The sequence below is a fragment of the Rhodococcus sp. NPDC003318 genome (assembly GCF_042879035.1).
GTDB lineage: Bacteria > Actinomycetota > Actinomycetes > Mycobacteriales > Mycobacteriaceae > Rhodococcus_G.
This window is the reverse complement of the sequence record NZ_JBIAOU010000009.1, coordinates 128882-151921: the sequence shown is the minus strand read 5'-3', so window position 1 is coordinate 151921 and position 23040 is coordinate 128882. Positions and strand designations below refer to the sequence as shown.

The window sequence follows — 23040 nt, the reverse complement described above, 5'->3', positions numbered from 1 at the left end:
CTGTTCTCCCCGGGCGAGTGGTGGTGCCCGAACGCTATCGCCGGCCCCGCCCGAACCCCACCCTTGCGCTCACCGGGAAACAAATCCGTGGAGTCCCCCGGAGACGAATAGGCGCAGCTCCACTCCCGGTACCCGATTCGTCCTCGGAAGTGGTCGAGCGATCGGCGGCGATGTCGTACCGGGTCTAACGTGACACGGGCAACCGTTTCTCACCCCGAGGAGTGCCGCAGAATGACCCGCCCCGTTCGCATCGGCGTCCAGCTCCAGCCCCAGCACGCACCGGACTACGGCCTGATCCGGGACGCCGTGCTCCGCGCCGAGGATCTCGGCGTGGACATCGTGTTCAACTGGGACCACTTCTATCCGCTCTACGGAGACCCGGACGGCGCCCACTTCGAGTGCTGGACGATGCTCGGCGCGTGGGCCGAGCAGACGGAGCGGGTCGAGATCGGCGCCCTGGTGAGCGGCGGTGGCTACCGCAACCCCGACCTGCTCGCGGACATGGCCCGCACCGTCGACCACATCAGCGGCGGCCGACTGATCCTCGGCATCGGCGGCGGCTGGTTCGAGAAGGACTACGACGAGTACGGGTACGACTTCGGCACCGCGGGCAGTCGCCTGAAGTTGCTCGGCGAGAACCTGGCCCGTATCCGGGCCCGGCTCGGGAAGCTGAATCCGGCTCCCACACGGCACATTCCGATCCTCATCGGGGGCGGCGGGGAACGCAAGACGCTGCGCCTGGTCGCGGAGTACGCCGACGTGTGGCACAGCTTCGCCGATCTCGACGCGCTGAACCACAAGTCGAAGGTGCTCGCCGCGCACTGCGCCGACGTCGGACGCGACCCGCACCGCATCGAACGCTCCGTCGCCTGGCCCGGCGCGGAGGCCGCGCAGTCGTTCGTCGACACCGGCGCGACCCTGTTCACCGTCGGCGTCGGCGGTCCCGAGTACGACCTGACGACCCTCGCCGAGGCGGTCCGCTGGCGCGACGACCACTACGCGCAGCCGCTGGCCGGGCTGGCCTGACGCGGCGTCGCATCCGCCTGCCGGGTCGGCATTCCCGCTAGGCTCCCCACATGACCAGGTCACGATCGGTCACGGTGTTGGTCCTCGCGGTGCTCGCGCTGTTGGTGGCGTGCACCGCCACCGCCTGCGGCAACAGTGGCAGTGACAGCGCATCGACCGATCTGTGCTCGCCACCCGGCGTCGGGAGCGCCGCCGCCGTACCGACGAATCTGGGTGCGGCGGCCGCCGCGGCGGCGGACCGGTACACCACCGCGACCACCACACCGCTCGACCGGATCGACACGAACGCGCTGGGCCTGATCGTGCCCGGCACGATCAGCGTCGGCACCCTGTCGGACGCGCCACCGAGCATCTGTGTCGACTCGACCGGCACGTTCACCGGGTTCGACAACGAACTGCTCAAGGCGGTCGCCGAGAAACTCGGCCTGCGGATCGAGTTCTCCGGCACCGAGTTCGCCGGGCTGCTCTCGCAGGTGGCGAACCGCCGCTTCGACGTGGGCTCGTCGTCGATCACCACAACCGACGAGCGACGCAAGACGGTCGGGTTCACCAACGGCTACGACTTCGGTTACTTCTCCCTGGTCGCACCGAACGGCGGTGCGGTCCAGAGCTTCTCGGATCTGAATCCGAGTGTCCGGATCGGCGTGGTGCAGGGCACGGTGCAGGACGACTTCGTCGTCAACACCCTGAAGCTCGATCCGGTCAAGTTCCCCGACTACAACACCGCGTACGCGAACCTCAAATCCGGGCAGATCGACGCCTGGGTGGCGCCGTCGCAGCAGGCCGAGGGGGCCATCCAACCCGGTGACGGCACATCGATCGTGCAGAACACGTTCAGCCTCAACAACTTCGTCGGGTGGGCGGTGAACCGCGCCAACCAGCCACTGATCGACGCGTTGAACTCCGGACTGGACGCGGTGATCGCGGACGGGACCTGGGCGCGGCTGTACTCCGAGTGGGTGCCCCGCGAGCTGCCGCCGGGCTGGAAGCCGGGCAGCAAGGCCGCTCCCGCCCCGGACCTGCCCGACTTCGCGGCGCTGGCCGCCGAGCAGGGGCAGGGTGGCGGCGCCGAGCAGTCGGCGCCGAAGTCGACGCTGGCGCAGCTGGGGGAGACGTTCTTCGACTGGGAGCTGTATCGCCGGGCCATCCCGGACCTGTTCACCACCGGCCTGCCGAACACTGTCATCCTCGCCCTCACCTCCGGGGTGATCGGCACCGTGTTCGGAATGCTCCTGGCGATCGCGGGGATCTCCCGCACCCGGTGGCTGCGGTGGCCGGCCCGCGTCTACACCGATGTCTTCCGCGGTCTGCCCGCCGTCGTCATCATCCTCCTCGTCGGACTCGGCGTCGGCCCGGTCGTCAAGGGCCTGACCGGGAACAACCCGTACTGGCTCGGTGCCGCCGCCCTGGCCCTGCTGGCTGCCGCGTACATCGGCGAGATCTTCCGCTCCGGCATCCAGAGCGTCGAACCCGGCCAGATGGAGGCCGCGCGGGCCATCGGCTTCGGTTACCGGCGGGCGATGACGCTCGTGGTGATCCCCCAGGGCGTGCGACGGGTCCTGCCCGCGCTGATGAACCAGTTCATCTCGCTCATCAAGGACTCGTCGCTGATCTACTTCCTCGGGCTGCTCGCCACGCAACGTGAGCTGTTCGCCGTCGGCCGCGACCTGAACGCGCAGACGGGCAACCTGTCCCCGCTCGTCGCGGCGGGCCTGTTCTACCTGCTGCTGACGATTCCGCTGACCCACCTGGTGAACTACATCGACAAGCGGCTGCGCACCGGGAAGGCCGACACCTCGGGCACTCTCGACGAACTCGAGCAGGCCGTCGTCGTGGAGAGGGGATGACCCGTGACCGAGCCGCCCAACCCCGAGTCACCGAAGTCCGAGTCACCGAAGTCCGGATCGCTCACCGGCACCGGACTGCACCTGGCGTTCGGGCGCAACAAGATTCTGCGGGGCGTCGACATCCAGGTCGACGCGGGTACCACCACGTCGGTGATCGGGCCGTCGGGGTCGGGCAAGTCGACGCTGTTGCGGGTGCTCAACCGGCTGTACGAACCCGACGCCGGCGACATCCTGCTCGACGGGCGTTCCGTGCTCGGCGACAACCCCGACCGGCTGCGGCAGCGGATCGGCATGGTGTTCCAGCAGTTCAACCTGTTCCCGCACCGGACGGTCGCCGACAACGTCGCACTCGGGCCCCGGAAACTGCGCGGGCTGTCCAAGGACGCGGCCCGCGAACTCGCGCTCGACCATCTCGACCAGGTCGGACTGCGGGCGAAGGCGGATTCGCGGCCGGGCAACCTGTCCGGTGGGCAGCAGCAGCGGGTGGCGATCGCGCGGGCACTGGCGATGAAGCCGGAGATCATGTTCTTCGACGAGGCCACGTCGGCACTGGACCCCGAGTTGGTCAAGGGCGTGCTCGCGCTGATGGCGGACCTCGCATCCGGCGGCATGTCGATGATCGTCGTCACCCACGAGATGGGCTTCGCGAGAAGCGTTTCCGACACGGTGCTGTTCATGGATGGCGGCGTGGTCGTCGAGACCGGCGAGCCGGAGGCGCTGTTCGACGACCCGCAGACCGACCGGCTGCAGGCCTTCCTGTCCGAGGTGCTCTAGGCTCCGTGCCGTCCGGCTCCGCCCGCGAAGCGGGCGGCACCGTCGACGCCCTCCGCGTACACGACGGGGACCCCGTCGACCCCTTCGGCCCGGAGTGCCTCCGCCAGAGGAAGATCCAGCGCCCGGTAGGCGGAGTTGCGGTCGGTGAGCAGGCACGCCTGGGGGAAGGCGGCGATCTCGCGGGCCAGCTGCTGCGCCGCCTCGAGGGCGTGACCATCCGGGACCACCCGGTTGGCCAGCCCCATCGACAGCGCCTCCGCGGCGTCGACGGCGCGGCCGGTGAGGATCATGTCCAGAGCGCGACCCTGTCCGACGATGCGCGGCAGGCGGACGGTGCCGCCGTCGATGAGCGGGACGCCCCACCGGCGGCAGAAGACGCCGAACGTCGCGGACTGCTCCGCGACCCGCAGGTCGGCGAGCAGGGCGAGTTCGAGACCACCGGCCACGGCGTAGCCGCTGACTGCGGCGATGAGCGGCTTGCGCAACATCATTCGTGTCGGTCCCATCGGCGCATCGCGGCCCCCGTCCGGCTCGAGGTCGTTGCGCCGTGCGGGATCACCGACCGCCGAGAGGTCCGCGCCCGCGCAGAAGTTGCCGCCGGCTCCCCACAACACCGCGACCCGCTGGGCGTCATCCGCTTCGAACGCCTCGAACGCGGCCCGCAGGTGGCGTGCCGTCGGCCCGTCGACGGCGTTGCGGCGTTCGGGGCGGTCGATCGTGATCGTCGTGATCCCGTCCACGGAATCGGATCGCACGGATTCGGGCACGGTGGCCTCCTCGCCGAGAAAGATCGGGCGCTTCGCGCAGTGGTGCAGTTTCGGATGTCGACGCGTCCGAAAGTGCACCACTGCGGCGGAGCCGCCCCCTACGACCCGAGCGGATTCGCGAACCGGTTGATGTCGCCGAGGCCGCCGCCGTAGACGTTCAGGTCGATCGCCGCGGTGACGCCGGGGATCCGCCCGGAATCCGTGTACTGCCAGAACGTCCAGTGCGACCAGCCGCCGGGCAGCGGGCCGGGCGCGCTGCCGCCGTTGTAGTCGGCGATCCACAGCGGGTAGTTGGAGAACTCGGTGGTGTTGCCCATCGCGGTGCGCCAGAAGTTCGGATACGTGTAGATGATCGGCTGGACGCCGGTGATGGCCTGCACCGAGTTCAGGTATCGCCGCGTCCAGTCGATCATCGCGGCGGGCGACAACCCGTACGTCTGCTCGAGGTCGAGGACCGGCGGCAGACCCCCGCTGGCCACGGGGAACGAGGTGGACGCGAAGAACGCGGCCTGCGCCTCCGGCGACTGCCGGACGTCGGCGTAGTGGTAGGCGCCGCGGATGACGCCGGCCGCGCGCATCCCGATGCCGTCCTGCACGAAATACGGGTTGACGTAGTTCAGGCCCTCCGTGGCCTTGACCATCGCGAACTGGTAACCGGCCGCGCGGACCGCGAACCAGTCGATCCCGGCGCCGCCGGGATGTTGCCAGGATGCGACATCCGGACCCTTCACCGGAGCGGCCGCCGCGAGCCCCGGAGCCAGGGCCAGCGCCCCAGCCACCACGAGGGGCAGGACGCGGGTGACATTTCGGATACGACCACGGCGTAGCGACGTCATTGCCCGAGACTAAACCGACACCGCAGCGCACTGCAGCGGTTCCCCGGGATCGTTACCGACAGTTCGGTTCGCCGTCACCCTGCGCCGGACCGGTGTCGACCTGCGGTGTCAACCCAGCCAGTCCAGCACGGCGGCCGCGGTCCACGACTGCTGCATGCTGCCGAGGGGTCGGCCGGTGAAGGGTTCGTAGTACTCCGCGAAGCTGCCGTCGCTCGCCTGACGCAGGCCCTCGGCACGCAGGTGGCGGGCCCGCTCGGCCCACCCGCGGCGGGCGAACGCCCAGGAGAACAACCACGTCATCACCGGCCACACGGGACCGCGCCAGTACTCGCGGGGACGGAAGTCTCCCGACACCGGCGAGGTCGACGGCGGCACGCCGTACCGCAGATCGGGGTGGCCGCAGAACCGGGGACCCTCGAACGTCCGCACCAGCGTCCGCTCGACGTCGCGGGGCAGGCCACCGCACAGCAGCGGCGCGAACATCGCGAGGGTGTCGGTGCCGATCCACCTACCCGACCGCAGATCGAAGTCGCGGGCCGCGCCGGACCGCGGGTCGGTGGTCGCCGCCACTCCCTCCCGGAACCGCGCCGCCCACAGGTGCAGGTCGCGGACGTCCGAACGCGGGGCGGAGTACTCCTCTCCGATCGTCGCGAGCACGTCGCAGGCCAGCGAGAAGATGGCGCTGACGAACACGTCCTCGACCGCGAAACTCATCGCGGTCACCAGGCTGGTGTCGTCGTAGCGGACCTGCTTCATCTCCTCGAGCAGCCACAGGTAGCGGTCGTACTCGGCGTCGGTCGGCCGCTGCGTCGGGTCGGGCACGACGGCGGTGTCCTCGCGCAGGTAGCTGGGTACGGCGCCGGGAACGACGTTGGCGTACGGGCCGTCCCAGCGGGGCGAGTTGTCCATCCCGGACTCCCACCCGTGGTAGAGCGTCACGCGACCCGACTCCTTGGGATCCCGTGCGTGTGCGATCCAGCGGTGCCAGCGCATCAGGTCCGGCCAGCGTCGGTCGAGGAACTCCTCGGCGACCGCGCGGGTGGTGCGGCCGTGGCGGCGGGAGTGGTCGAGAATTCGCTGCACGGCGATGGCGTGCACCGGAGGCTGGGTGATACCCGAGGTCTGCGGTCCGGACGGCGCCGCGGACGCCAGCGCGCCGCAGGCCCACCGGTCCGGCCCGGGAAAGTAGCCGTCGACCCCATTCGCGAACACGATGTGCGGGATCATCCCGTTCGACCACTGCGCGGACAGCAGGGTGTCGAGTTCGACGACGGCGCGCTCGACGCTCAGCGGTGCCAGTCCGACCGCGACGAACGCGGCGTCCCAGCTCCACATGTGCGGGTACAGGCGGGGCGCGGCGCTGGTCATCGTGCCCAGGTCGTTGCCCCGCAGCAGGTAGGCGGCGCGCGCCGCGAGCTGAGTGGGGATGAATCCGGGGTCCGACATGCCCACAAGTGTGCGACCCGGCGGGCCGCTTCGCCCGCCGGGGTGTGCGATCTTCCTCCGTCGCGGTCTCAGCCGGCGGGGCGGGCGACGTCCTCGGAGCTGCGGAACACCAGCCGACCGTCGTCGAGCTTGATCGCCCAGCGCTTGGCGAGCGCCCAGTCCCGGCCGTAGTCGGCCTCGTCCTTGGCGAGGCTCCCGGCGAAGTCGTCGACGATGACGCCCGACTGCTCCGTGGGCTTCCCCTCCCCGGAGGCCGGATCGACGCTGGTCACCACGACGTCACCGATGGCAAGCGGTTTCTCCGCCGACGTTCCACCCGACTGCGCGTCGGACCCTTTCGCTTCCTTGGCAGATCCCATGTTCGCGACTTCCTTCCTGATCGCCCGGCACGTGAAGCTCCTCGAGAAGCTGCCCCGACCGTGGCGCCGGCACGGCACCAGTCTCGTAACCAGAATGTAGCTGACGTTGTACCTTCCGTACCCATCGGCGGGACGGCGGAGCGCGTCGCGCCTGGTCGGAGGCTCGGCGCACCGCAACGATGCCCCCACCGACTGCCACACAGGTGGCGATCTGCTGCTCGTCCACGGCACTCCTCGGCGTCGACGGGGACGCGGGCGGGTGCTGCACGCCTCACCGCACACCCAGTCTATGGATCGCGGCGCCGCACACCAGCACCGCGCGCCGCAGCCGGGCCGTGTCGCTCGATTCTGCTCGGCCGAGAACATGCCCTAGCGTCGAGACCATGCGTCCCACAGCACTGATCACCGGCGCGAGCCGCGGTCTCGGCGCCGCCGTCGCCCGCGAGCTCGCACCCGGCCACGACCTGATCCTCGGGGCACGCGACGCCGCGGCGCTCGACCCGATCCTCGCCGAACTGCCCGGCGCCCGGGGCTGGCCGGTCGAGCTCACCGATCACCGTGCCGTCGGCGTGGCCGCGGCCGGCATCGACCGGCTCGACGTACTGGTGCACAACGCCGGCGTCGCCGATCTGGGCACCGTCGCGGACACCTCCGTCGACGTCTGGCGCCGGGCGCTGGAGGTCAACGTGATCGCGGTCGCCGAACTCACCCGGGTGCTGCTGCCGGCGCTGCGTGCGGCCAACGGACATGTGGTGCTGATCAATTCGGGGGCCGGGCTGCGGGCCAACGCCGGCTGGGGCGCCTACGCGGCGAGCAAGTTCGCCCTGCGCGCGTTCGGTGACGCGCTGCGCCTGGAGGAGCCGGCGCTGCGCGTCACCTCGATCCATCCCGGCCGCATCGCGACCGACATGCAGCGCGCCATCGTCGCCACCGAGGGCGGCGAGTACGACCCCGACCGGTTCCTCACCCCGCAGACCGTCGCCGCCGCCGTGCGGCAGGCGGTCGAGACACCGCGGGACGCTCACCCCACCGAGATCGTCCTGCGCCCGATCGCACGCTGACCGGGCGGACGCTATCCGCGGTCGACGAGGACGCAGCGGGCGCCGGAGAAGATCGTCGGCATGCACTTGTTGCAGTGGATGCACAGCGACCGGGCGCGCTCGTCGGCGGCGATCCGGTTGACCAGGTCCGGCTCGCGAAGCAGGGCCCGGGCCATCGCGACGAACTCGAAGCCCTCCGCCATCGCGGTGTCCATGCCCGCCTTGTCGGTGACGCCGCCGAGCAGCACCAGCGGCATCGTGACCGCCGCACGGATCTGGCGGGCCTGCTCGAGCATGAACAGCGGTTCGTAGGGATAGGCACGGATGAACTGCCTGCCGACCATCTTCACGCCCAGTTTGACCACGGGCTGCGTCATGGCCTCGGCGAACTCGTGCACCGGGGCGTCCCCACGGAACAGGTACATCGGGTTGAGCAGCGAGCTGCCCATCGTCAGCTCGAGCGCGTCGAGACCGCCGTCCGCCTCGAGCCACCGCGCCACCGCGATGGCCTCGTCGATCCAGAATCCGCCGGGCACGCCGTCGTCCATGTTCAGCTTCGCCAGGACCGCGATCCGGTCGCCGACGGCCTCGCGCACGGCCAACGCCGTCTCGCGCACCATCCTGGCCCGGTTCTCCAGCGATCCGCCGTAGGAATCCTTGCGGTGGTTGAGCTTCGGGCTCAGGAACGAGCTGGCGAAGTAGTTGTGTCCGAAGTGGATCTCGACGGCGTCGAAGCCCCCCTCGATCGCGATCCGGGCCGCGTCGGCGTGCGCCGCGGTGATCCGCGCGATGTCGTCGATCGTCGCCGCCCTGGTGACCTTCATGCTCATCGGGTTGAACGAGGCCGACGGGGCCAGGGCGGTCAGACCGTTCGACTTGGCGTTGGCGACGGGCCCGGCGTGCCCGATCTGCGCGGATGCGGCTGCGCCCTCGGCGTGAACGGCGTCGGTGAGTCGGCGCAGGCCCGGAACGACCTCCGGTCTCATCCACAGCTGGCCGTACTCGGTCCGCCCCTCGGGAGCGACCGCGCAGTACGCGACGGTCGTCATGCCGACGCCTCCGGCGGACGGCCGGCGATGGAACTCGATGAGGTCGTCGGTGACCAGGGCGTTCGGCGTCCGGCCCTCGAACGTCGCCGACTTGATGATGCGGTTGCGCAGGGTGATCGGGCCGAGCTTGGCCGGTGCCAGCACGTCAGGATGGGTCACGTCACGTCCTCCGGTTTCGGGTGGACCGAGCCTAGGACCATTCCGTTACCAGTGGGACCGTAACGGCCACTCAGCGGGAGAAAACCTCCTTCCGCGCCTGCGACTATGCTTCGCGGGACTGCGGTCGTAACGGTGCGGGGGGCACACATGTCGGAGCGGTACTCCGAACTCGAGACAGCCGAGCGGCTCAACACGCTGCTCCACGACGTCGTGCGCAGTGACGACCAGTTGGCTGCGCTGGCCTCGTCGGCCAGCGCGTACATAGTCGAGTGCGTACCCGAACTGGACACGATGGATCTGCGCCGGGCCCTCGACGCCTGCACCCGCGCGCTGGCGCAGGCGATGCTGCCCGGCCTCGTCACCGGACTGACGCCGCAGACCCTCCCGGACCCCGTGTACGACTTCGTCGAGCTGCTGGTGGCGAGGAACATGGGCCTGCCGGTGTTGCTTCGAATCTGTCGAGCGGGTCAGCACGCCACGGTGCACGGCCTCGTCGACGCGCTGGCCCTGCGGCTGACCGACGTCCCGCAGCATCTGCTGCTCCATGTGGCGTCCTTCACGGCCGACTGGGCGGGGTCCACGGCGGAAACCCTGTCGGCGGCCTTCGGGCGGACGGACGGCGTGGGCGACCCCGGACAGAGCCTGACACGGGAACGCGCGGTTCGCTCGGTCCTGTGCGGGAGCGAAACCGACATCGGACGAGCCGAACAACGAATGGGCTACCGGCTCAACGAGTTCCACCGCGGATTCGTCGTGTGGCGCGACCCCGGCCACACCACCGCCCCGGGCGGCGCCGACCCCGACATCCTCTCGCTGGCGAAGCGGTTCGCCGGCGCCGACAACATCGCCCGGTCGCTCATCGTCGCGGACTCGGGCGACACGGTGTGGGGATGGGTCCGGAGCACGGGCATTCCGGACGAGAACACGACGGGCTCCGGACTTTCCCGCAGCGAACTCGCCCGCTCGGGTGTGGTCGTCGCGGTCGGGACACCGATGCCGGGCATCGCCGGGTTCCGCCACACCCATCAGCAGGCCATCGCCGCACAATCCGTCGCGCGCCTGTCGACGATCCGGGGGGCGGTGGTGGAGTTCCGCGACGTCGAGATCGAGTACCTGTGCAGTCGGGACGCCCCCGCGATGAACGACTTCGTCGGTCGCGAACTGGGACGACTCGTGGCGGAGCCGAAGTTGCTCGACACGCTGCACGGCTACCTCGCGACCGGGTGCAGTGTGGAAGGGGCGTCGAGGCGATTGCGGGTGCACCGCAACACGATTCGATACCGCCTCGAGCAGATCGAGAGCGCACTCGGGCACCCGATCGAGACCCGACGCGTCGAACTCGAGGTCGCACTGCGGTGCGCGAGGGTTTTCAGCGTCTCCCGTCCGGAGCGCGTCGGGCAGTAGTACGCGAGAGCCGCCTACGTCGAGGAGGCCGCGACCGGTCCGTGGTCGCGATCGAGGTATGCCTCCAGGACTTTCAGCAACCGGGCCAGGGAATCCGCGTCTCCGTCGACCTCGACCAGACCGTCCTCGAGAGCGGCCAGGACACCGATGCGGCTTCCCGCTATCGCGGCCATCGTCGACGCGTCGGTGGTGATCGTCGCATCCGCGACCTCACCGGTCTGACCACCCTGCACCTGGGCGGCCCCGTCGGCGATCGACAGGCGCGCAACGCTGCCGTCGATCCGGAACTCGTACGACGCATCCAGGTCGACCAGTCGCTCCGGGTCGAGCATGCGGACGAGGAACTGCAGCGCCCACTCCGCCTGGAATCTCTCCGACGGCGCCCGTCCGTCACAGGTCTGGTGACGAGCTCCCCAGAGGGCCAACGGAACGAGTGCGGTCGCGAGTTCCTGCCCGACTTCGGTCAGTTCGTAGACCGTCGACGCAGCCGGCGGTCGCAGATAGCGGCGCGCCACGATGCCATCGCTCTCCAGCTGTTTCAGACGCGCCGCCAACAGGCTGGTCCCGATGCCTCGTAGTGCGTCCGCGAGGTCCGAGTACCGCTTCGGGCCGGACATGAGTTCGCGGACGACCAGCAGCGTCCATCGTTCGCCCACCACGTCGAGGGCACGCGAGAGACCACAGAACTGGTCGTAGCTACGTCGGACCATGTCCACACCCTACCCCGTGCAGCAGTAAGCAAAGCAATCACTTCTGAAAACGTCTTGATAACTTCAAAAAGGTATGTAAGCCTCTGTGCACTCAGTTCCCAGCGCACTCAAGCCCCAGAGGGGGAGATCCCCCGACACGAGGGAGGCATCGATGATCGGCGGCACTGTCTTCGCCCCTGAACTCTGGTTTTCCAAGCCCGAGGGCAGGACGTCCTATCGCGGTCCAGTCATTCTGGGCTGCAGCGGTTCCGCGGCATCGCTTCGCATGATCGAGGCCGCACCACGGATCGCGAATGTCGCCGGCGGGGTCGTGCTCGTCTGTGCGGTCAGGCGGCCGGCCTCGTCCACGCCGGACCGGCACCTGTTCGGACCCGAGTTCCTCACGGGCGAAACGCACCTTCTCGCCCAGTCCGCCGACGTGCACGAGGCCATGCAGAGCGGGCGCGACGCGGCGCGACGGGCGGGGCTGCCCCTGGTGGCCGTGCTCGACGAGCCCGGCGATCCGGTGCGCTCACTGCTCCGCGCGGCCGATCGCTACCAGGCCGAGGCGGTCATGGTGGGCATGCGCCGGGATCGCCCGAGTCGGCAGGTGAACCGGCTCGCCCGCCGCCGTCCCGCCCGGCTCGATCTGATCGCCTCGAACGGCAGCGAACACCTGCTCGCCCGAAAACCGAACGGCGCCAGGCTGAGGCGACGCACGTCGATGCTTCCCCTTGTTCCTCGACCGTTCGAGGCATGACGGTGCACGGCACTGGGCGGTGCGCACAGCACGCACCGCACGTCGTTGGATGATGTGAATGAGAAAACCGGGACGGGCCCGTGCCAGTGTTCCGAGAATGAACGCCAGCGAACTCACCGTGCCCGCCACGTCGGACGACGCACTGACCGTCACCAACCCCGGCACCGGACACGCCGTGGGAACCGTCCCGAATCTGTCCGCCGCGGCGGTCGCCGAGGTGGCCACGAAAGTACGTGCCGCACAGCCTGACTGGTCGGCACTCGGCCACAAGGGGCGGAAACGATGGTTGCTGGCCTTCCAGGACTGGATCATCGACCACGCCGCCGAACTCGCCGACACCGTGCAATCGGAGTCGGGCAAGCCACGCGTCGACGCCGAGGTGGAGGTCGCGTTCATCGTCGACCTGCTCGGCTACTGGTCACGTCACGCCGGCGACTTTCTCGCCGAACACCATCCCCGGCCACACACACCCCTGATGCGGGTCAAACGCCTCACCGTCGCATACAGTCCGTATCCCGTCGTCGGCATCATCACGCCGTGGAACTTTCCCCTCGGCATGCCCGCCGCCGATGTGGTCCCCGCGCTCGCCGCGGGTGCCGGCGTGGTTCTCAAGCCGTCCGACGTGACCCCGCTGACCGCAGTCCTTCTGGCGAAGGGGTGGGCCGAGATCGGCGCACCATCGGTGTTCGCGGTGGCCACCGGCGACGCCGTCACCGGCGCGGCGGTCGTCGATCAGGCCGATTACGTCCAGTTCACCGGGTCCACGGCCACCGGCAAGAAGATCGCGAGCGCCTGCGCGGCCACCCTGACGCCGTACAGCCTCGAGCTCGGAGGCAAGGATCCCGCTGTCGTCCTGCGAGACGCCGACATCGACCGGGCAGTGCACGGCATCGCCTACGGAGCGCTGGTCAACACCGGGCAGCTGTGCGTATCCATCGAGCGGGTGTACGTCGAGGCACCCGTCTACGACCGGTTCGTCAGAAAGCTCGTCGACCACGTCAACGAACTCCGCACGGGGACGGACGGTCGCACCATCGAACACGACATCGGACCCCTCGCCACCGAGGCCCAACTCGACATCGTGACCCGGCACGTCGATCAAGCGGTGGCGGCCGGGGCCACGGTCCTGACCGGCGGAAAGCGAACCGGTTCCGGCACGTTCTACCTTCCGACGGTCCTCACCGACGTCGATCACACGATGGAATGCATGACGGAGGAGACGTTCGGCCCCATCATCCCGGTGATGAAGGTGGCGGACGAAGAGGAAGCGATCACGCTCGCGAACGATTCCCGGTACGGCCTGTCCGCCTCCGTCTGGACCACGGACAAGGCCCACGGGCACGCGGTCGCCCGACGACTGTTCGCAGGAACCGTCAACATCAACGACTCCGTCATCAACCTCTTCAACTTCACCATTCCGCACGGCGGCTGGGGCCAGTCCGGGACCGGAAGCAGGTGGGGTGGAGCCCAGGGCGTACGGAAGTTCTGCAGGCAACAGGCACTGACGAGCCCCGCGCTGCCGGTCTCCAACAAGGAGATGGCGTGGTTCCCGTACGTCGGCGAGCGGGTCGCCCTGGTCCAGAAGTCGATGCGCGCCTTCTCTGCGCGCGGAAAGCGACGGTTCCGCACGGAGTGAACCGACAACGACTTCCGCCCGTTCGGCCGATCCGCCGGCACGAGCGCCACCGCGATGCTAGAAAAGAGACAGATCTGTCTCGATAGGGGAGGGTAGAGCACAGGTGGTTGATCCAACGGTGTCGGCATCGGAAGGTCTCGAGATGGTCGAGCGACTGGCGCGGGCGAAGAGCCGGCAGGACGTGGTGGCCGCGATGGCCGTCTACCACCCGGACGCCGTACTCGAGTCGCCCCCTCTGGGGACTCGGTACGTCGGACCGGACGTCAGGAGTGCAGTCGAGGGCTGGTTCGCATTCGCACCCGACTACGAGGTGCGCGTGGACGGTCACGGCATGGATCGCGGGGTCCTGTGTTGCTGGGGAGAAATCTCCCTCACCCCCGCGTTCACCTGGGCGGGCGTCGCACCGAACGGTCGGCGAGCCACCGTGCCGGTGTTCATGCTCTTCCGTTTCCAGGACGGCCGAGTGAGCTACGAGAGCTTCAACTTCGACGTCGCCGGTGTCGCACGCCAGTGCGGTGTCGAGGCGTCCGCCCTGGTCCGCGCCCGGTGATCGTCGGCGCCCGCCGTGACAGCACGGACACGATGACCGCAGCGCGGCACGAACAGTGGGGCTCCCCGCTGACGATCTCGACCGTTCCGCGCCCGGAACCGGCGGCGGGCGAGGTGCGCATCGCGGTCCGGGCAACCAGCGTGAACCCCATCGACATCCACACCGGGCGCAACGCCGGGTACGAACAGTCGATGCAGCTGCCCTACACACCCGGGTGGGACGTCGCCGGCGTCGTCGACGCGGTGGGATACGGCGTGACGCGGCACGCCGTCGGAGACCGCGTCTTCGGTCTCGCGTGGTTCCCGTATCCGGCCGCCACCTACGCGGAGTTCACGACGGTGCCCGCATACCAGGTGGCGCCGTTGCCGGCGTCGATCAACTTCGCCGAGGCGGCGTGCCTGCCGATGGCGGCGCTCACCGCACTGCAGATGCTCGACGCCGCCCGCGTCGAGGCCGATCACCGCATCCTGGTGAGCGGGGCGTCGGGAGGTGTCGGGCATCTCGCCGTCCAGTTGGCGATCGCCCGCGGAGCCACCGTCGTCGCCCTGGCACGCCCGCGCGATCACGCGCTGCTGCACGACCTCGGCGCGCAGTCGTGCGTGGACTACGCCGACGCCGACGCGGTCGCCGCGGTCGGATCGGTCGACGCCGCGATCGACCTCGTCGGTGGACGGTTCGGGCGTTCCCTGTTCGGTCTCGTCGCCGCCGGCGGCTCGATCGCCCTCGCAACCGCGTGGTCGATCCCGAAGTACGATGTCGTGGCTTCGGGCAACGGGATTCGGGCCGTCTCGTGCCTCGTCGAGCCGGATCCGCACGCCCTGCGGGTGATCGCGGACCACGTCGCGGCCGGACGGGTGCGCGTGATCGTCGGCGCCGAGTTCGAACTCGACCGGGCCGCCGAAGCACAGAAGTGGGTGACCGATCGCCGCGGCTTCGGCAAAGCGGCGATCCTGACGAGCCGGTAGGAGCGACAGTGCACGAGTCGACCAGACAGGTCCGGGGCGCCGCGTTGCGCGACAAGATGGTCGACACCGCGGCCGAACTGTTCTACGTCAACGGCGTTCGTGCCGTCGGCGTGGACGAGGTCGTCCGCCAGGCCGGCGTCGCGAAATCCAGCCTGTACCGCTGGTTTCCCCGCAAGGACGACCTCGTTCTCGCCGTCCTGCAGCGGCGGGACGACGACTTCTGGGCCCACTGGGACGAGGTCGCCGCCCGGTGCACCGATCCCCGCGAGCAACTGGACGCGCAGCTGACCTGGATCGAGGCCCTGGCAACGCGGCGTCACTACCGCGGGTGCGCGTTCGTCAACACCGCCGCGGAGTTCGAGGACACCGAGTCCCAGCACATTCGCGCACGGTGCCTCGAGCACGAGGAAGAACTCCGCCGCCGACTGCACGCGCTGACCGGTCGGCTGGGCGTTGCGGACGGTGCTCGCCTGGCCGACCAGCTGCACATCGCGATCGTGGGCTCGCTCGTCGTCGGCGGCCTCTATCCGCAGGGCGGGTCGGCGAACGCGCTCACCGCGCTGGCCGCCGACCTCGTCACCGCGGCGTCGCGCTGACCGACGAGCAGTCGTCGGCGACCGTCTGCTGGTGCAATCCGAGGAGAACCCGCCGGAACAGGTCCGTGCATTCCCGCCGGACCTGCGGCTTGTCCTCCGCCGCCGCCTCGGTGAGCGCCAACCCCGCGCCGCCCAGCATCTCGTGGAAGATGCGCACGGTCGTCCGCTCCGCCGTGCGTTCGAGGTAGCCCGAGTCCATCAGGCTGAGCACGATGCCCTCGACGAGGGCATACGAATGATCCTGTTCGCAGCGACGCCAGCCCTCCCAGCCGAGCGCGAGCGGACCTTCCTGCCAGACCAGCTTGCCGTAGACCGGATCGCACGACTCCTCGAGGAACGCGTCGAACCCGGCGATCGCGGCCTGTTCGGGGGTGGACTGCCTGCCGGCGACCTCGGCCACCCGCTTGATCGCCCCGATTCCCAGCCTGTCGAGGACGGCTTCGAAAAGCGCCTGCTTACCGGCGAAATGGTGATAGACGGCGCCGCGCGTCAGCAGCGCGGAGGCGGCGATCTCCTCGAGTGACGTACCGGCGTACCCTCGCTCCGCGAACAACGTGGTCGCTTCGTCGACGAGCGCATTCCTCGTCGCCTCGGAGTACAACTCACGACGGCTTCTCACGGGGGACACAGGCCGAGTCTACTCACGCGCCGGATGTCGCTCGGCGTTCCTTCGAGCCCGCCGAACCGGGACGCCGGGAGACGCCCACCGGCCTGCCGCCACACCCGTACGGGCGTGACGTCAGGCCGGAGGACCACCGTCTCGATCTCACGTGCGCACGAACGGTTCGCCGTCCGGGTCGAGGCCCCGTGCCCCGGACATGACCGGGATGGACTCGCCCTCGGTGAAGCCGCGCTTGTCGTGCCATCGGGCGAGAGGTTCCGGGGCCCACCAGTTCAGACGTCCGAAGAGGCGCATGAACGCGGGAACCAGCAGTGGCCGAACGACGAAGGCGTCCAACAGGACTGTCAGCGCGAGACCGATGCCGAGCCCGCGCATGAACGAGACCTCCGCCGTCGCGATCGAGAGGAACACCACGGCCATCACGGTGGCCGCGGCCGTCACCAGACGCCCGGTGTGCGCGAGACCGAGCGCCACCGCCCGCTCGTTGGCCGCGCTGGACCTGTCGGACTTGACCCATTCCTCCCGCATGCACGAGAGCACGAACACTTCGTAGTCCATCGACAGCCCGTACGCCAGGACCAGCAGCAGCGGTGGAATCGTGTAGTTGTAGTAGCCCGTTGCCACGGTCCCGAAGCCGCCGAGGTGACCGTCCTGGAAGATCCACGTCATCACACCGAAGCCGGCAATCAGCGACAGCAGGTTCATGAGGAGCGCCTTGACGGGGAGCAGGATGCTCCCCGTCATCATGAAGATGATGACCATCGTCGCGGCCGCGATCATCGCCAGCACCCAGGGCAACCGCTGCTCGATGCCCGCGGTGTTGTCGATTCCTCGCTGCGCGAGCCCGGAGAACAACACCTCGCCCGGAGCCACGACGTCCTTCAGTTCCCCGATCTGCGCCGCGCCCTCGGTCGAGAGCGGATCCAGGTCGGTCGTCACCGTCAGATACGCCGCGTCAGCGGTCATCTGGGAGTCCACCGTGACCGGGCTGACCACGGATCCCTCGACGTAGATCCCACTCGGAGCCGCCACCCCGGTGACGTTGTCGACCTTGGACAGCTCGATCGCATAGTCCGTCAACGCTTTCGGTGATCCGTAGCCCTCCGGGAGCACGATGTGCACCACACCGAGCTGTCCCGCCGAGAACTGGCTCCGGAGGAGGTCGCCGACCTGCCGCGACGACGTCGACTCCGGGAGCACCCGATCGTCCGGGTATCCCAGTCGCGCGCCGAGCAGCGGTGAACCGAGCACCAGGATGACCCCGACGACGATCACCACGACCGGCACCGCGCGCCGCATCGCGAATCTCGCCACCCGGTACCAGAACTGTTCCTCCGGCCGCTTCGGTTGCGGGTCGGGCCGATTGAACCAGCGTCGCAGCGGTTTCCGGACGTCGAGGGCGTCGACCCGGTCGCCGAGCACCATCAGCAGCGCCGGCGCCACCAGCAGTGAACCGACGAGGGAGAACGTCACACCGGCCAGGCCGGCGTAGGCGAGCGAACGCAGGAAGTAGATGGGGAAGACCAGCATGGTCGCGGTGATCACCGCGACGGTCAGCATCGAGTAGACGACCGTGCGGCCGGCGGTCCCGAGTGCGCGAACGAGCGCCTTCTCCCGGGTTTGCCCCGCCGCCACCTCTTCTCGATAGCGGCTGACGATGAACAGGGCGTAGTCGACGGCCAGTGCCAGGCACAACGCCGTGGACAGGTTGATCGCGAAGACAGCGACATCGGTGAACTGGAACAGCACACGCAGCGTCGCCATCGTCGCCACGATCGCGAATCCCGACACGATCAGCGGCACCATCGCCGCGACCACACTGCCGAAGATCCACACCAGGGCAATGAAGATGAACGGTGCGGCGATCATCTCGAGGCGGATGAGGTCGATGCGGGACTGGTGGTTGAGCTCGTACTGGGCGATCGCCTCCCCGCCGGCGGCGACCGTCACGCCGTCGTGCGTTCCGATGAACGGCTCGGCGAGTTCGTACGCCCGGTTCGGCGCGTCCCGGTCGTTGCCCGCGATCTGGGCGGCTACCAGGCCCGTCTGCCCATCCGACGCCACCAGGAACTCGGCCATCCGAGGCGGCGCCGACCAGTAGGAGAGCGTGCTGCGCGCGTGTGGTGACGCCTGCAGTGCGCTCGCGATGTCCTGGCCGCGCTGACGGGCCTGCGCGCTGTCCGCGCCGGCCGGGTCCGTCACCGTGAAGATCAGTGCGAAGCCTCCGGCGTCGAACTCGTCCGCGAGTACCTCTTCCGCCCTGGCGAATTCGGAGTTCGGGACGTCGTACCCTCCTGCCAGCAGCTTCGACATCACCGGTAGGCCGAATGCGGCTGCGGCGACGGCGAAGACGACGGCACCGGCGAGCACCCGCCGCGGCCACCGGATCGCCAGCTCGGCCAGTTTCGTCAGCATGACCGCTCCTTCTGCATCGAGTCGACGAGCCCCGCCCGTCGCCCCCCCGTTCGATCCGGGCCTCGACCCCCGCGGGCCCGGTGCGTACCTCGAGAGCCCGCCCCTTCACCACAGCTGACGTATCCCCCGTCACACACTGTACGAGCACACACACAGTGAACACAATGACTTTTACATACACTCAGTATGTGAATGTCGGCTGCTCGATCAACGCCGCGGGCAGGGCCGCCCAGCCGTGCATGTTCACCGACGGACGCCGGGCCGGGACGACGTCGAGCGTGATCTCCGAAAAGCGGTCGTACAGTGCCCGCAGGGCGATCGTGCCCTCCATGCGTGCGAGATTCGCACCGAGGCACGTGTGGATACCACTGCCGAACGACAGGTGCTCCCTGGCGTTCGGACGCGTCACGTCGAAGCGGTCCGGATCGGGAAACACGGCCGGGTCGTGGTTCGCCCCGCCGAGCAGGATCAGCACCACCGTGCCCTTGTCGATGTCCTGCCCTTCGACCGTGACGTCACACGTCGCCACCCTCGCCGTGACCTGCACGGGACTGTCGAAGCGCAGGATCTCGTCCACCGCGGTCGCCCAGAGGGTCGGGTCCGCACGGAGAAGTTCGCACTGCTCGGGATGGCTCTGCAGGGCGACGATCCCGTTCCCGAGCAGATTGGCCGTCGTCTCGAATCCCGCACCGAGCAGCAATGCCGCGTTGGTCAGCAGTTCGCGGTCGTCGAGGCCGCCGTTCGCGATCAGATCGCTGAGCACGTTGTCCTCGGGGGCGCGCCGCAACGCCTCGATGTGTTCGGCGAAGTACGCCGCTCCCTCCTCCAACCCGCTGATCGCGGTGCGGAACGCCGGCCAACTCGGGCACAGATCCAGCAGGGGTGCCGCACTGGTGCCCCAGTCCGCCAGCCGCGGCCGCACGTCGTCCGGAACGCCCAGAATCGCCCCGATGACCGCCACCGGCAGCTTGACGGCGAAGTCCGCCATCAGTTCCGGCGCGGGCATCGCGGCCAGATCGACCAGCACTCGGTCGGTTTCGGTGAGGACGCGCTCGCGCAGCTTCTCCACCGCCCGATGGTTGAACGGCTTCGTGACCAGCCGACGGTACCGGGTGTGCGCCGGGGGATCGACCCGCAGCATCGAAGGGGGAGCGATCGGATCGGGCAGGCCCGGATCGGTTCGCTCCAGCAGCCACTGCACCGGCTTCGGGCGGGCGTCCTTCGGTGGCACCATCGCACTGAATCTGCGGTCCCGAAGTATGGCGGTCGACAGAGCGTGATCGACGGTGACGGACAGCCGCGTCCCCCTCACCAGAGGACCGCGTCGACGCAGCTCCGCTGTGAATTCTGAAGTGTCGGAGCCATTTTCGGATTCGACGATGAATCGGGCCAACGGATCACCGCGCCGGGCCTGCCGCAGGACCGCCACTCGTGGCATTCCGTACGATCCGGCCCACCACAACCACCTACGCATCAGCACCTCGAAACATCGTCCACACGTCGATCTCGTCGGTCGACGAGCATTCACCCGGGCGCTGACGCCACGCTGATTCCACGGGTGGGTGGCGTACTCCCCTCGTCAGCGCGAACCAGCACCATGACGGGCACTGCTGGCCGCACGTCCGAGGAGCCGACCATGTCCGGAAACATCTTGACCGATTCCCGCCTCGCGACGACCTTGCGCCGCGTGGATCACGGCTTCTTCGGACCGGATTCGGTCTCGTGGCGCGTCTGGTCGCATCCGGCGATCCTGATCGGCCTCCAGCGAGCCGTCGCCATGCAGTTCCTCAATCCCTTCTTCGCCGCCGCACAGGACGACGCGCGCTCCATCTACCGTCAGCCGGCGCACTTCTTCGACATCACGCTCTCGTTCCTGCTCAGCGGCATCCTCGGTGACAGCAGGACCGCGTTGACGACATCGGACTTCATCACCGCGATCCACACGCATGCCACCGGAATCGAGCCGGTCACGCAGAAGCGGTACAACGCGAACAGCCCCGAGGCACAGCTGTACACCCACGTCGACGGGTGGCAGTCGATGCTCAAGTGCTACGAACTCCTCGGGCCCGGACCGTTGGATCCCGACTCCGAACTCCGGTACTGGCACGAATGCTCCATCGCGGCCGAACTGTTCACCTGCAAGGCGTCCGACGTGCCGCGCTCACGGGACGAGGTACGGCGGTACTACGCGTCACTGCGTCCGCGGCTGTGCCTGTCCGAGCGTGCCCGGTCGGGACTGCGCCAGCAGTTGTACACCAGCGGCCCGTACACCGAGGCGAAGATCGCGGCGATCAGTCGAATCGGAGCACCCGTTTCGGTCGCGACGATGCCGAAGTGGGTGCGGACGCTCGCCGGGATCGACCAGCCGGCCGTCGTGGACCGAGCGGCCGTGGCGGGAATGCGGACACTGTTGACGGCCGTCGCCCGATCGCACCGTGCCACCTGGACCCTGATCGGGATCGCCGCACCGATCGCCGGTGGCATCGTCCGCGAACACTTCCGTGCGGAGCCACCGGAGCAGTCGACCGTCACGACACCCGACGCTGCACGGATCAGGTTCGGCCGCACCACCACTCGACATCAACAACCCACCGCATCGACGGCACCGGCCGCTGCGGTGGCGGCGGAGACCGACGGCTCCGGCCGACCGTGATCCGACGCCGTCGGCGCATTTTCACCACAGTCGAAAGGACGACAGACGACATGAGCGACAACCGTGTCCGGGTAGTGGCGGTGGTCAATCCCGCAGCAGGCGGGTCCCCCGAGAGTGCGGTCCGGACCCTGCGTGCGCATCCGTGCATCGACCTGCGAACCGTCCACACCACCCGCCCCGGCGACGGCGAACGTCTCGTCGCGCGGGAATCGGAGGACGGGTGGGCCGAGGTCGTCGTCGCGGTCGGCGGCGACGGCACCGTCGCGCAGGTCGCGACCGGGCTGTACGCACATCCGGGGACGCCCCTGCTGATCGCACCGGCGGGAACCGGCAACTCGAACTATCGAGGGTTGTGCGACGACCGTGACTGGGCGGACGTCGTGGATGCCCTGGCCACCGGAACGCTGGAACACCGTCGCGTCGACCTCGCCGTCACCGACGGCGTCGATCGGGTGATCCTGCTGGGGACGACCACCGGACTGCTCCCCACCACGTTGGAGATCGCGCAGTCGACGGCGGGTACCGGGCGTGATCTGCTGAGCCGGGCCGCAATCGAAGCGCTGACGAAGCAGAAGCCGTATCCGGCGCGGGTGAGCGTCGACGGCGAGATCATCCACAGCGGCGAACTGATCGGAACCTACATCGGCGGGATGCGGCACCGCGGTGGCCGTTTCGAGATGCTTCCGGATTCCCTGATCGACGACGGACAGCTCGACGTGTGCCTCCTGAGCAACACCGCCGCACCACGATACGGCCGGGGTGCGGCGATCACGGTCGAGAGGACCGACTCGGTTCCCCTGCTCGTCGAGCTCGACGGCGAGCTTGCGCAGCTCGAGACCCCCTCGTACACGGTGCGGGTGCTGTCCGCGGCACTCGAGGTCCTCGTGCCGACGCCGCTGCCACCGGCGTTCAGCGCGCGGTCCGTCGGCGTCGCGGTCCGCTGATCCGGTCTGTACCGCGCGCCCCTCTCGCGCGGCACGACCAGTGCGGTGGCCACTGCCGTGATGCGCTGTCACACCGCCATCCGCGTTCGTGCCCCTCTGCTCATCCACCTCGGGTAGCGACCCAGGACGTGATCCGCGAGCATCCCCGACGGGATCCACGGCCCGGTCGAGCGGATCCAGGGAAGCTGGCCGGTCAGGTCGTTCCGATGCCCGTTCTCGATCCACCGAGCCAGGTAGGCGCCGTTGTAGCTCGACACCGCGATCCCGTGACCGCAGCATCCTCCCGCATGGAAGATCGCGGGGTGGTCTCGTCGACGCCCGACGATCGGAAACCCGTCGCGGGTCATGGCGATCGGACCGGACCAGGTGGCGACGATCCGCTGCTCGTGCAGGGTCGGATGCAGTGACCGCACCGCCTCGTCGAGAAATGCCCGCGCCCGGGCATGCGGGTCGTCCCGTCCGTGCCCGACCGACCCTCCGCCGACCACGAGGCGACCGTCCGG

At 69.0% G+C, this 23040-nt stretch carries 22 protein-coding genes; 12 read left to right on the top strand and 10 right to left on the bottom strand.

Annotation, left to right across the window (positions count from 1 at the left end; translation table 11 throughout):
• Window positions 1-231 precede the first annotated feature (231 nt).
• Genes ACFYVR_RS16480 through ACFYVR_RS16470 form a run of 3 tightly spaced genes read left to right on the top strand, consistent with a single transcriptional unit; the run spans window position 232 to window position 3647 of the window.
• Window positions 232-1026 (top strand): LLM class F420-dependent oxidoreductase, encoded by a 795-nt coding sequence (locus ACFYVR_RS16480; protein WP_387474925.1) that lies wholly within the window; start codon window positions 232-234, stop codon window positions 1024-1026.
• A gap of 50 nt (window positions 1027-1076) precedes the next feature.
• Window positions 1077-2873 (top strand): ABC transporter substrate-binding protein/permease, encoded by a 1797-nt coding sequence (locus ACFYVR_RS16475; RefSeq protein WP_387474923.1) that lies wholly within the window; start codon window positions 1077-1079, stop codon window positions 2871-2873.
• A gap of 3 nt (window positions 2874-2876) precedes the next feature.
• Entirely contained in the window at window positions 2877-3647 is a 771-nt protein-coding gene (locus ACFYVR_RS16470; RefSeq protein ID WP_387474921.1) for an amino acid ABC transporter ATP-binding protein, read from the top strand.
• On the opposite strand, the gene ACFYVR_RS16465 is transcribed toward ACFYVR_RS16470, so the two are convergent.
• The 4 genes from ACFYVR_RS16465 to ACFYVR_RS16450 form a co-directional block, all read right to left on the bottom strand.
• Window positions 3644-4414 (bottom strand): crotonase/enoyl-CoA hydratase family protein, encoded by a 771-nt coding sequence (locus ACFYVR_RS16465; RefSeq protein ID WP_387474919.1) that lies wholly within the window; start codon window positions 4412-4414, stop codon window positions 3644-3646. The two genes, ACFYVR_RS16470 and ACFYVR_RS16465, sit on opposite strands and share 4 nt — an antisense overlap.
• A 98-nt stretch (window positions 4415-4512) precedes the next feature.
• On the bottom strand, window positions 4513-5250 hold the full coding sequence (locus tag ACFYVR_RS16460; protein WP_387474917.1) for a glycoside hydrolase family 25 protein: 738 nt from the start codon (window positions 5248-5250) through the stop codon (window positions 4513-4515).
• A gap of 108 nt (window positions 5251-5358) precedes the next feature.
• Window positions 5359-6696 carry an amylo-alpha-1,6-glucosidase gene (locus ACFYVR_RS16455; protein WP_387474915.1) on the bottom strand — a complete coding sequence of 446 codons (1338 nt, stop codon included), beginning with the start codon at window positions 6694-6696 and terminating at the stop codon, window positions 5359-5361.
• 68 nt (window positions 6697-6764) lie between these two features.
• Window positions 6765-7055, bottom strand: coding sequence for a hypothetical protein (locus tag ACFYVR_RS16450; protein WP_387474913.1), 291 nt, complete (start codon window positions 7053-7055; stop codon window positions 6765-6767).
• A gap of 383 nt (window positions 7056-7438) precedes the next feature.
• Here ACFYVR_RS16450 and ACFYVR_RS16445 point away from each other — a divergent pair, with 383 nt between their 5' ends.
• Complete coding sequence (locus ACFYVR_RS16445; protein WP_387474911.1) at window positions 7439-8116, top strand: SDR family oxidoreductase; 678 nt, start codon at window positions 7439-7441, stop codon at window positions 8114-8116.
• Between the two features lie 11 nt (window positions 8117-8127).
• Here the strand turns inward: ACFYVR_RS16445 and ACFYVR_RS16440 are convergent, their stop codons facing one another.
• Window positions 8128-9303 (bottom strand): NADH:flavin oxidoreductase, encoded by a 1176-nt coding sequence (locus ACFYVR_RS16440; protein WP_387474909.1) that lies wholly within the window; start codon window positions 9301-9303, stop codon window positions 8128-8130.
• A 147-nt stretch (window positions 9304-9450) separates the two neighbouring features.
• Here ACFYVR_RS16440 and ACFYVR_RS16435 point away from each other — a divergent pair, with 147 nt between their 5' ends.
• Window positions 9451-10707, top strand: coding sequence for a PucR family transcriptional regulator (locus ACFYVR_RS16435; RefSeq protein ID WP_387474907.1), 1257 nt, complete (start codon window positions 9451-9453; stop codon window positions 10705-10707).
• 14 nt (window positions 10708-10721) lie between these two features.
• On the opposite strand, the gene ACFYVR_RS16430 is transcribed toward ACFYVR_RS16435, so the two are convergent.
• Entirely contained in the window at window positions 10722-11417 is a 696-nt protein-coding gene (locus ACFYVR_RS16430; protein WP_387474905.1) for a winged helix-turn-helix transcriptional regulator, read from the bottom strand.
• A gap of 151 nt (window positions 11418-11568) precedes the next feature.
• On the opposite strand from ACFYVR_RS16430, the gene ACFYVR_RS16425 reads away from it, so the two are divergent.
• From ACFYVR_RS16425 to ACFYVR_RS16405, 5 genes are all read left to right on the top strand, one after another.
• Window positions 11569-12156: a universal stress protein gene (locus ACFYVR_RS16425; protein WP_387474903.1), complete on the top strand. Its 588-nt coding sequence runs from the start codon at window positions 11569-11571 to the stop codon at window positions 12154-12156.
• 97 nt (window positions 12157-12253) lie between these two features.
• The gene (locus ACFYVR_RS16420) at window positions 12254-13792 is read left to right on the top strand and encodes an aldehyde dehydrogenase family protein (protein WP_387474901.1); all 1539 of its coding nucleotides are present in this window, start codon (window positions 12254-12256) and stop codon (window positions 13790-13792) included.
• A 142-nt stretch (window positions 13793-13934) separates the two neighbouring features.
• Window positions 13935-14342: a nuclear transport factor 2 family protein gene (locus ACFYVR_RS16415; protein WP_387474899.1), complete on the top strand. Its 408-nt coding sequence runs from the start codon at window positions 13935-13937 to the stop codon at window positions 14340-14342.
• 32 nt (window positions 14343-14374) lie between these two features.
• Window positions 14375-15307 (top strand): NADP-dependent oxidoreductase, encoded by a 933-nt coding sequence (locus tag ACFYVR_RS16410; RefSeq protein WP_387474897.1) that lies wholly within the window; start codon window positions 14375-14377, stop codon window positions 15305-15307.
• A gap of 8 nt (window positions 15308-15315) precedes the next feature.
• Window positions 15316-15903 (top strand): TetR/AcrR family transcriptional regulator, encoded by a 588-nt coding sequence (locus ACFYVR_RS16405; protein WP_387474895.1) that lies wholly within the window; start codon window positions 15316-15318, stop codon window positions 15901-15903.
• Here the strand turns inward: ACFYVR_RS16405 and ACFYVR_RS16400 are convergent.
• The 3 genes from ACFYVR_RS16400 to ACFYVR_RS16390 form a co-directional block, all read right to left on the bottom strand.
• Entirely contained in the window at window positions 15884-16531 is a 648-nt protein-coding gene (locus tag ACFYVR_RS16400) for a TetR/AcrR family transcriptional regulator (protein WP_387474893.1), read from the bottom strand. The two genes, ACFYVR_RS16405 and ACFYVR_RS16400, sit on opposite strands and share 20 nt — an antisense overlap.
• 138 nt (window positions 16532-16669) lie before the next feature.
• A complete protein-coding gene (locus ACFYVR_RS16395) occupies window positions 16670-18940 on the bottom strand; it encodes an MMPL family transporter (protein ID WP_387474891.1) in 2271 nt (756 codons plus the stop codon).
• 181 nt (window positions 18941-19121) lie between these two features.
• Window positions 19122-20174: a cytochrome P450 gene (locus ACFYVR_RS16390; RefSeq protein ID WP_387474889.1), complete on the bottom strand. Its 1053-nt coding sequence runs from the start codon at window positions 20172-20174 to the stop codon at window positions 19122-19124.
• 402 nt (window positions 20175-20576) lie between these two features.
• Here ACFYVR_RS16390 and ACFYVR_RS16385 point away from each other — a divergent pair, with 402 nt between their 5' ends.
• Entirely contained in the window at window positions 20577-21593 is a 1017-nt protein-coding gene (locus ACFYVR_RS16385) for an oxygenase MpaB family protein (protein ID WP_387474887.1), read from the top strand.
• 50 nt (window positions 21594-21643) lie between these two features.
• On the top strand, window positions 21644-22537 hold the full coding sequence (locus tag ACFYVR_RS16380) for a diacylglycerol/lipid kinase family protein (RefSeq protein ID WP_387474885.1): 894 nt from the start codon (window positions 21644-21646) through the stop codon (window positions 22535-22537).
• A 68-nt stretch (window positions 22538-22605) separates the two neighbouring features.
• Here ACFYVR_RS16380 and ACFYVR_RS16375 read toward each other — a convergent pair whose 3' ends face one another.
• Entirely contained in the window at window positions 22606-23025 is a 420-nt protein-coding gene (locus ACFYVR_RS16375; RefSeq protein ID WP_387474883.1) for an FAD-dependent oxidoreductase, read from the bottom strand.
• Between the last annotated feature and the right edge of the window lie 15 nt (window positions 23026-23040).

Coding starts and splice junctions, on each gene's coding strand:
- ACFYVR_RS16480 (WP_387474925.1), top strand. CDS start 232: ATGACCCGCCCCGTTCGCATCGGCGTCCAGCTCCAGCCCCAGCACGCA.
- ACFYVR_RS16475 (WP_387474923.1), top strand. CDS start 1,077: ATGACCAGGTCACGATCGGTCACGGTGTTGGTCCTCGCGGTGCTCGCG.
- ACFYVR_RS16460 (WP_387474917.1), bottom strand. CDS start 5,250: ATGACGTCGCTACGCCGTGGTCGTATCCGAAATGTCACCCGCGTCCTG.
- ACFYVR_RS16455 (WP_387474915.1), bottom strand. CDS start 6,696: ATGTCGGACCCCGGATTCATCCCCACTCAGCTCGCGGCGCGCGCCGCC.
- ACFYVR_RS16450 (WP_387474913.1), bottom strand. CDS start 7,055: ATGGGATCTGCCAAGGAAGCGAAAGGGTCCGACGCGCAGTCGGGTGGA.
- ACFYVR_RS16445 (WP_387474911.1), top strand. CDS start 7,439: ATGCGTCCCACAGCACTGATCACCGGCGCGAGCCGCGGTCTCGGCGCC.
- ACFYVR_RS16435 (WP_387474907.1), top strand. CDS start 9,451: ATGTCGGAGCGGTACTCCGAACTCGAGACAGCCGAGCGGCTCAACACG.
- ACFYVR_RS16430 (WP_387474905.1), bottom strand. CDS start 11,417: ATGGTCCGACGTAGCTACGACCAGTTCTGTGGTCTCTCGCGTGCCCTC.
- ACFYVR_RS16425 (WP_387474903.1), top strand. CDS start 11,569: ATGATCGGCGGCACTGTCTTCGCCCCTGAACTCTGGTTTTCCAAGCCC.
- ACFYVR_RS16420 (WP_387474901.1), top strand. CDS start 12,254: ATGAACGCCAGCGAACTCACCGTGCCCGCCACGTCGGACGACGCACTG.
- ACFYVR_RS16415 (WP_387474899.1), top strand. CDS start 13,935: ATGGTCGAGCGACTGGCGCGGGCGAAGAGCCGGCAGGACGTGGTGGCC.
- ACFYVR_RS16410 (WP_387474897.1), top strand. CDS start 14,375: ATGACCGCAGCGCGGCACGAACAGTGGGGCTCCCCGCTGACGATCTCG.
- ACFYVR_RS16395 (WP_387474891.1), bottom strand. CDS start 18,940: ATGCTGACGAAACTGGCCGAGCTGGCGATCCGGTGGCCGCGGCGGGTG.
- ACFYVR_RS16390 (WP_387474889.1), bottom strand. CDS start 20,174: ATGGTGCCACCGAAGGACGCCCGCCCGAAGCCGGTGCAGTGGCTGCTG.
- ACFYVR_RS16385 (WP_387474887.1), top strand. CDS start 20,577: ATGTCCGGAAACATCTTGACCGATTCCCGCCTCGCGACGACCTTGCGC.
- ACFYVR_RS16380 (WP_387474885.1), top strand. CDS start 21,644: ATGAGCGACAACCGTGTCCGGGTAGTGGCGGTGGTCAATCCCGCAGCA.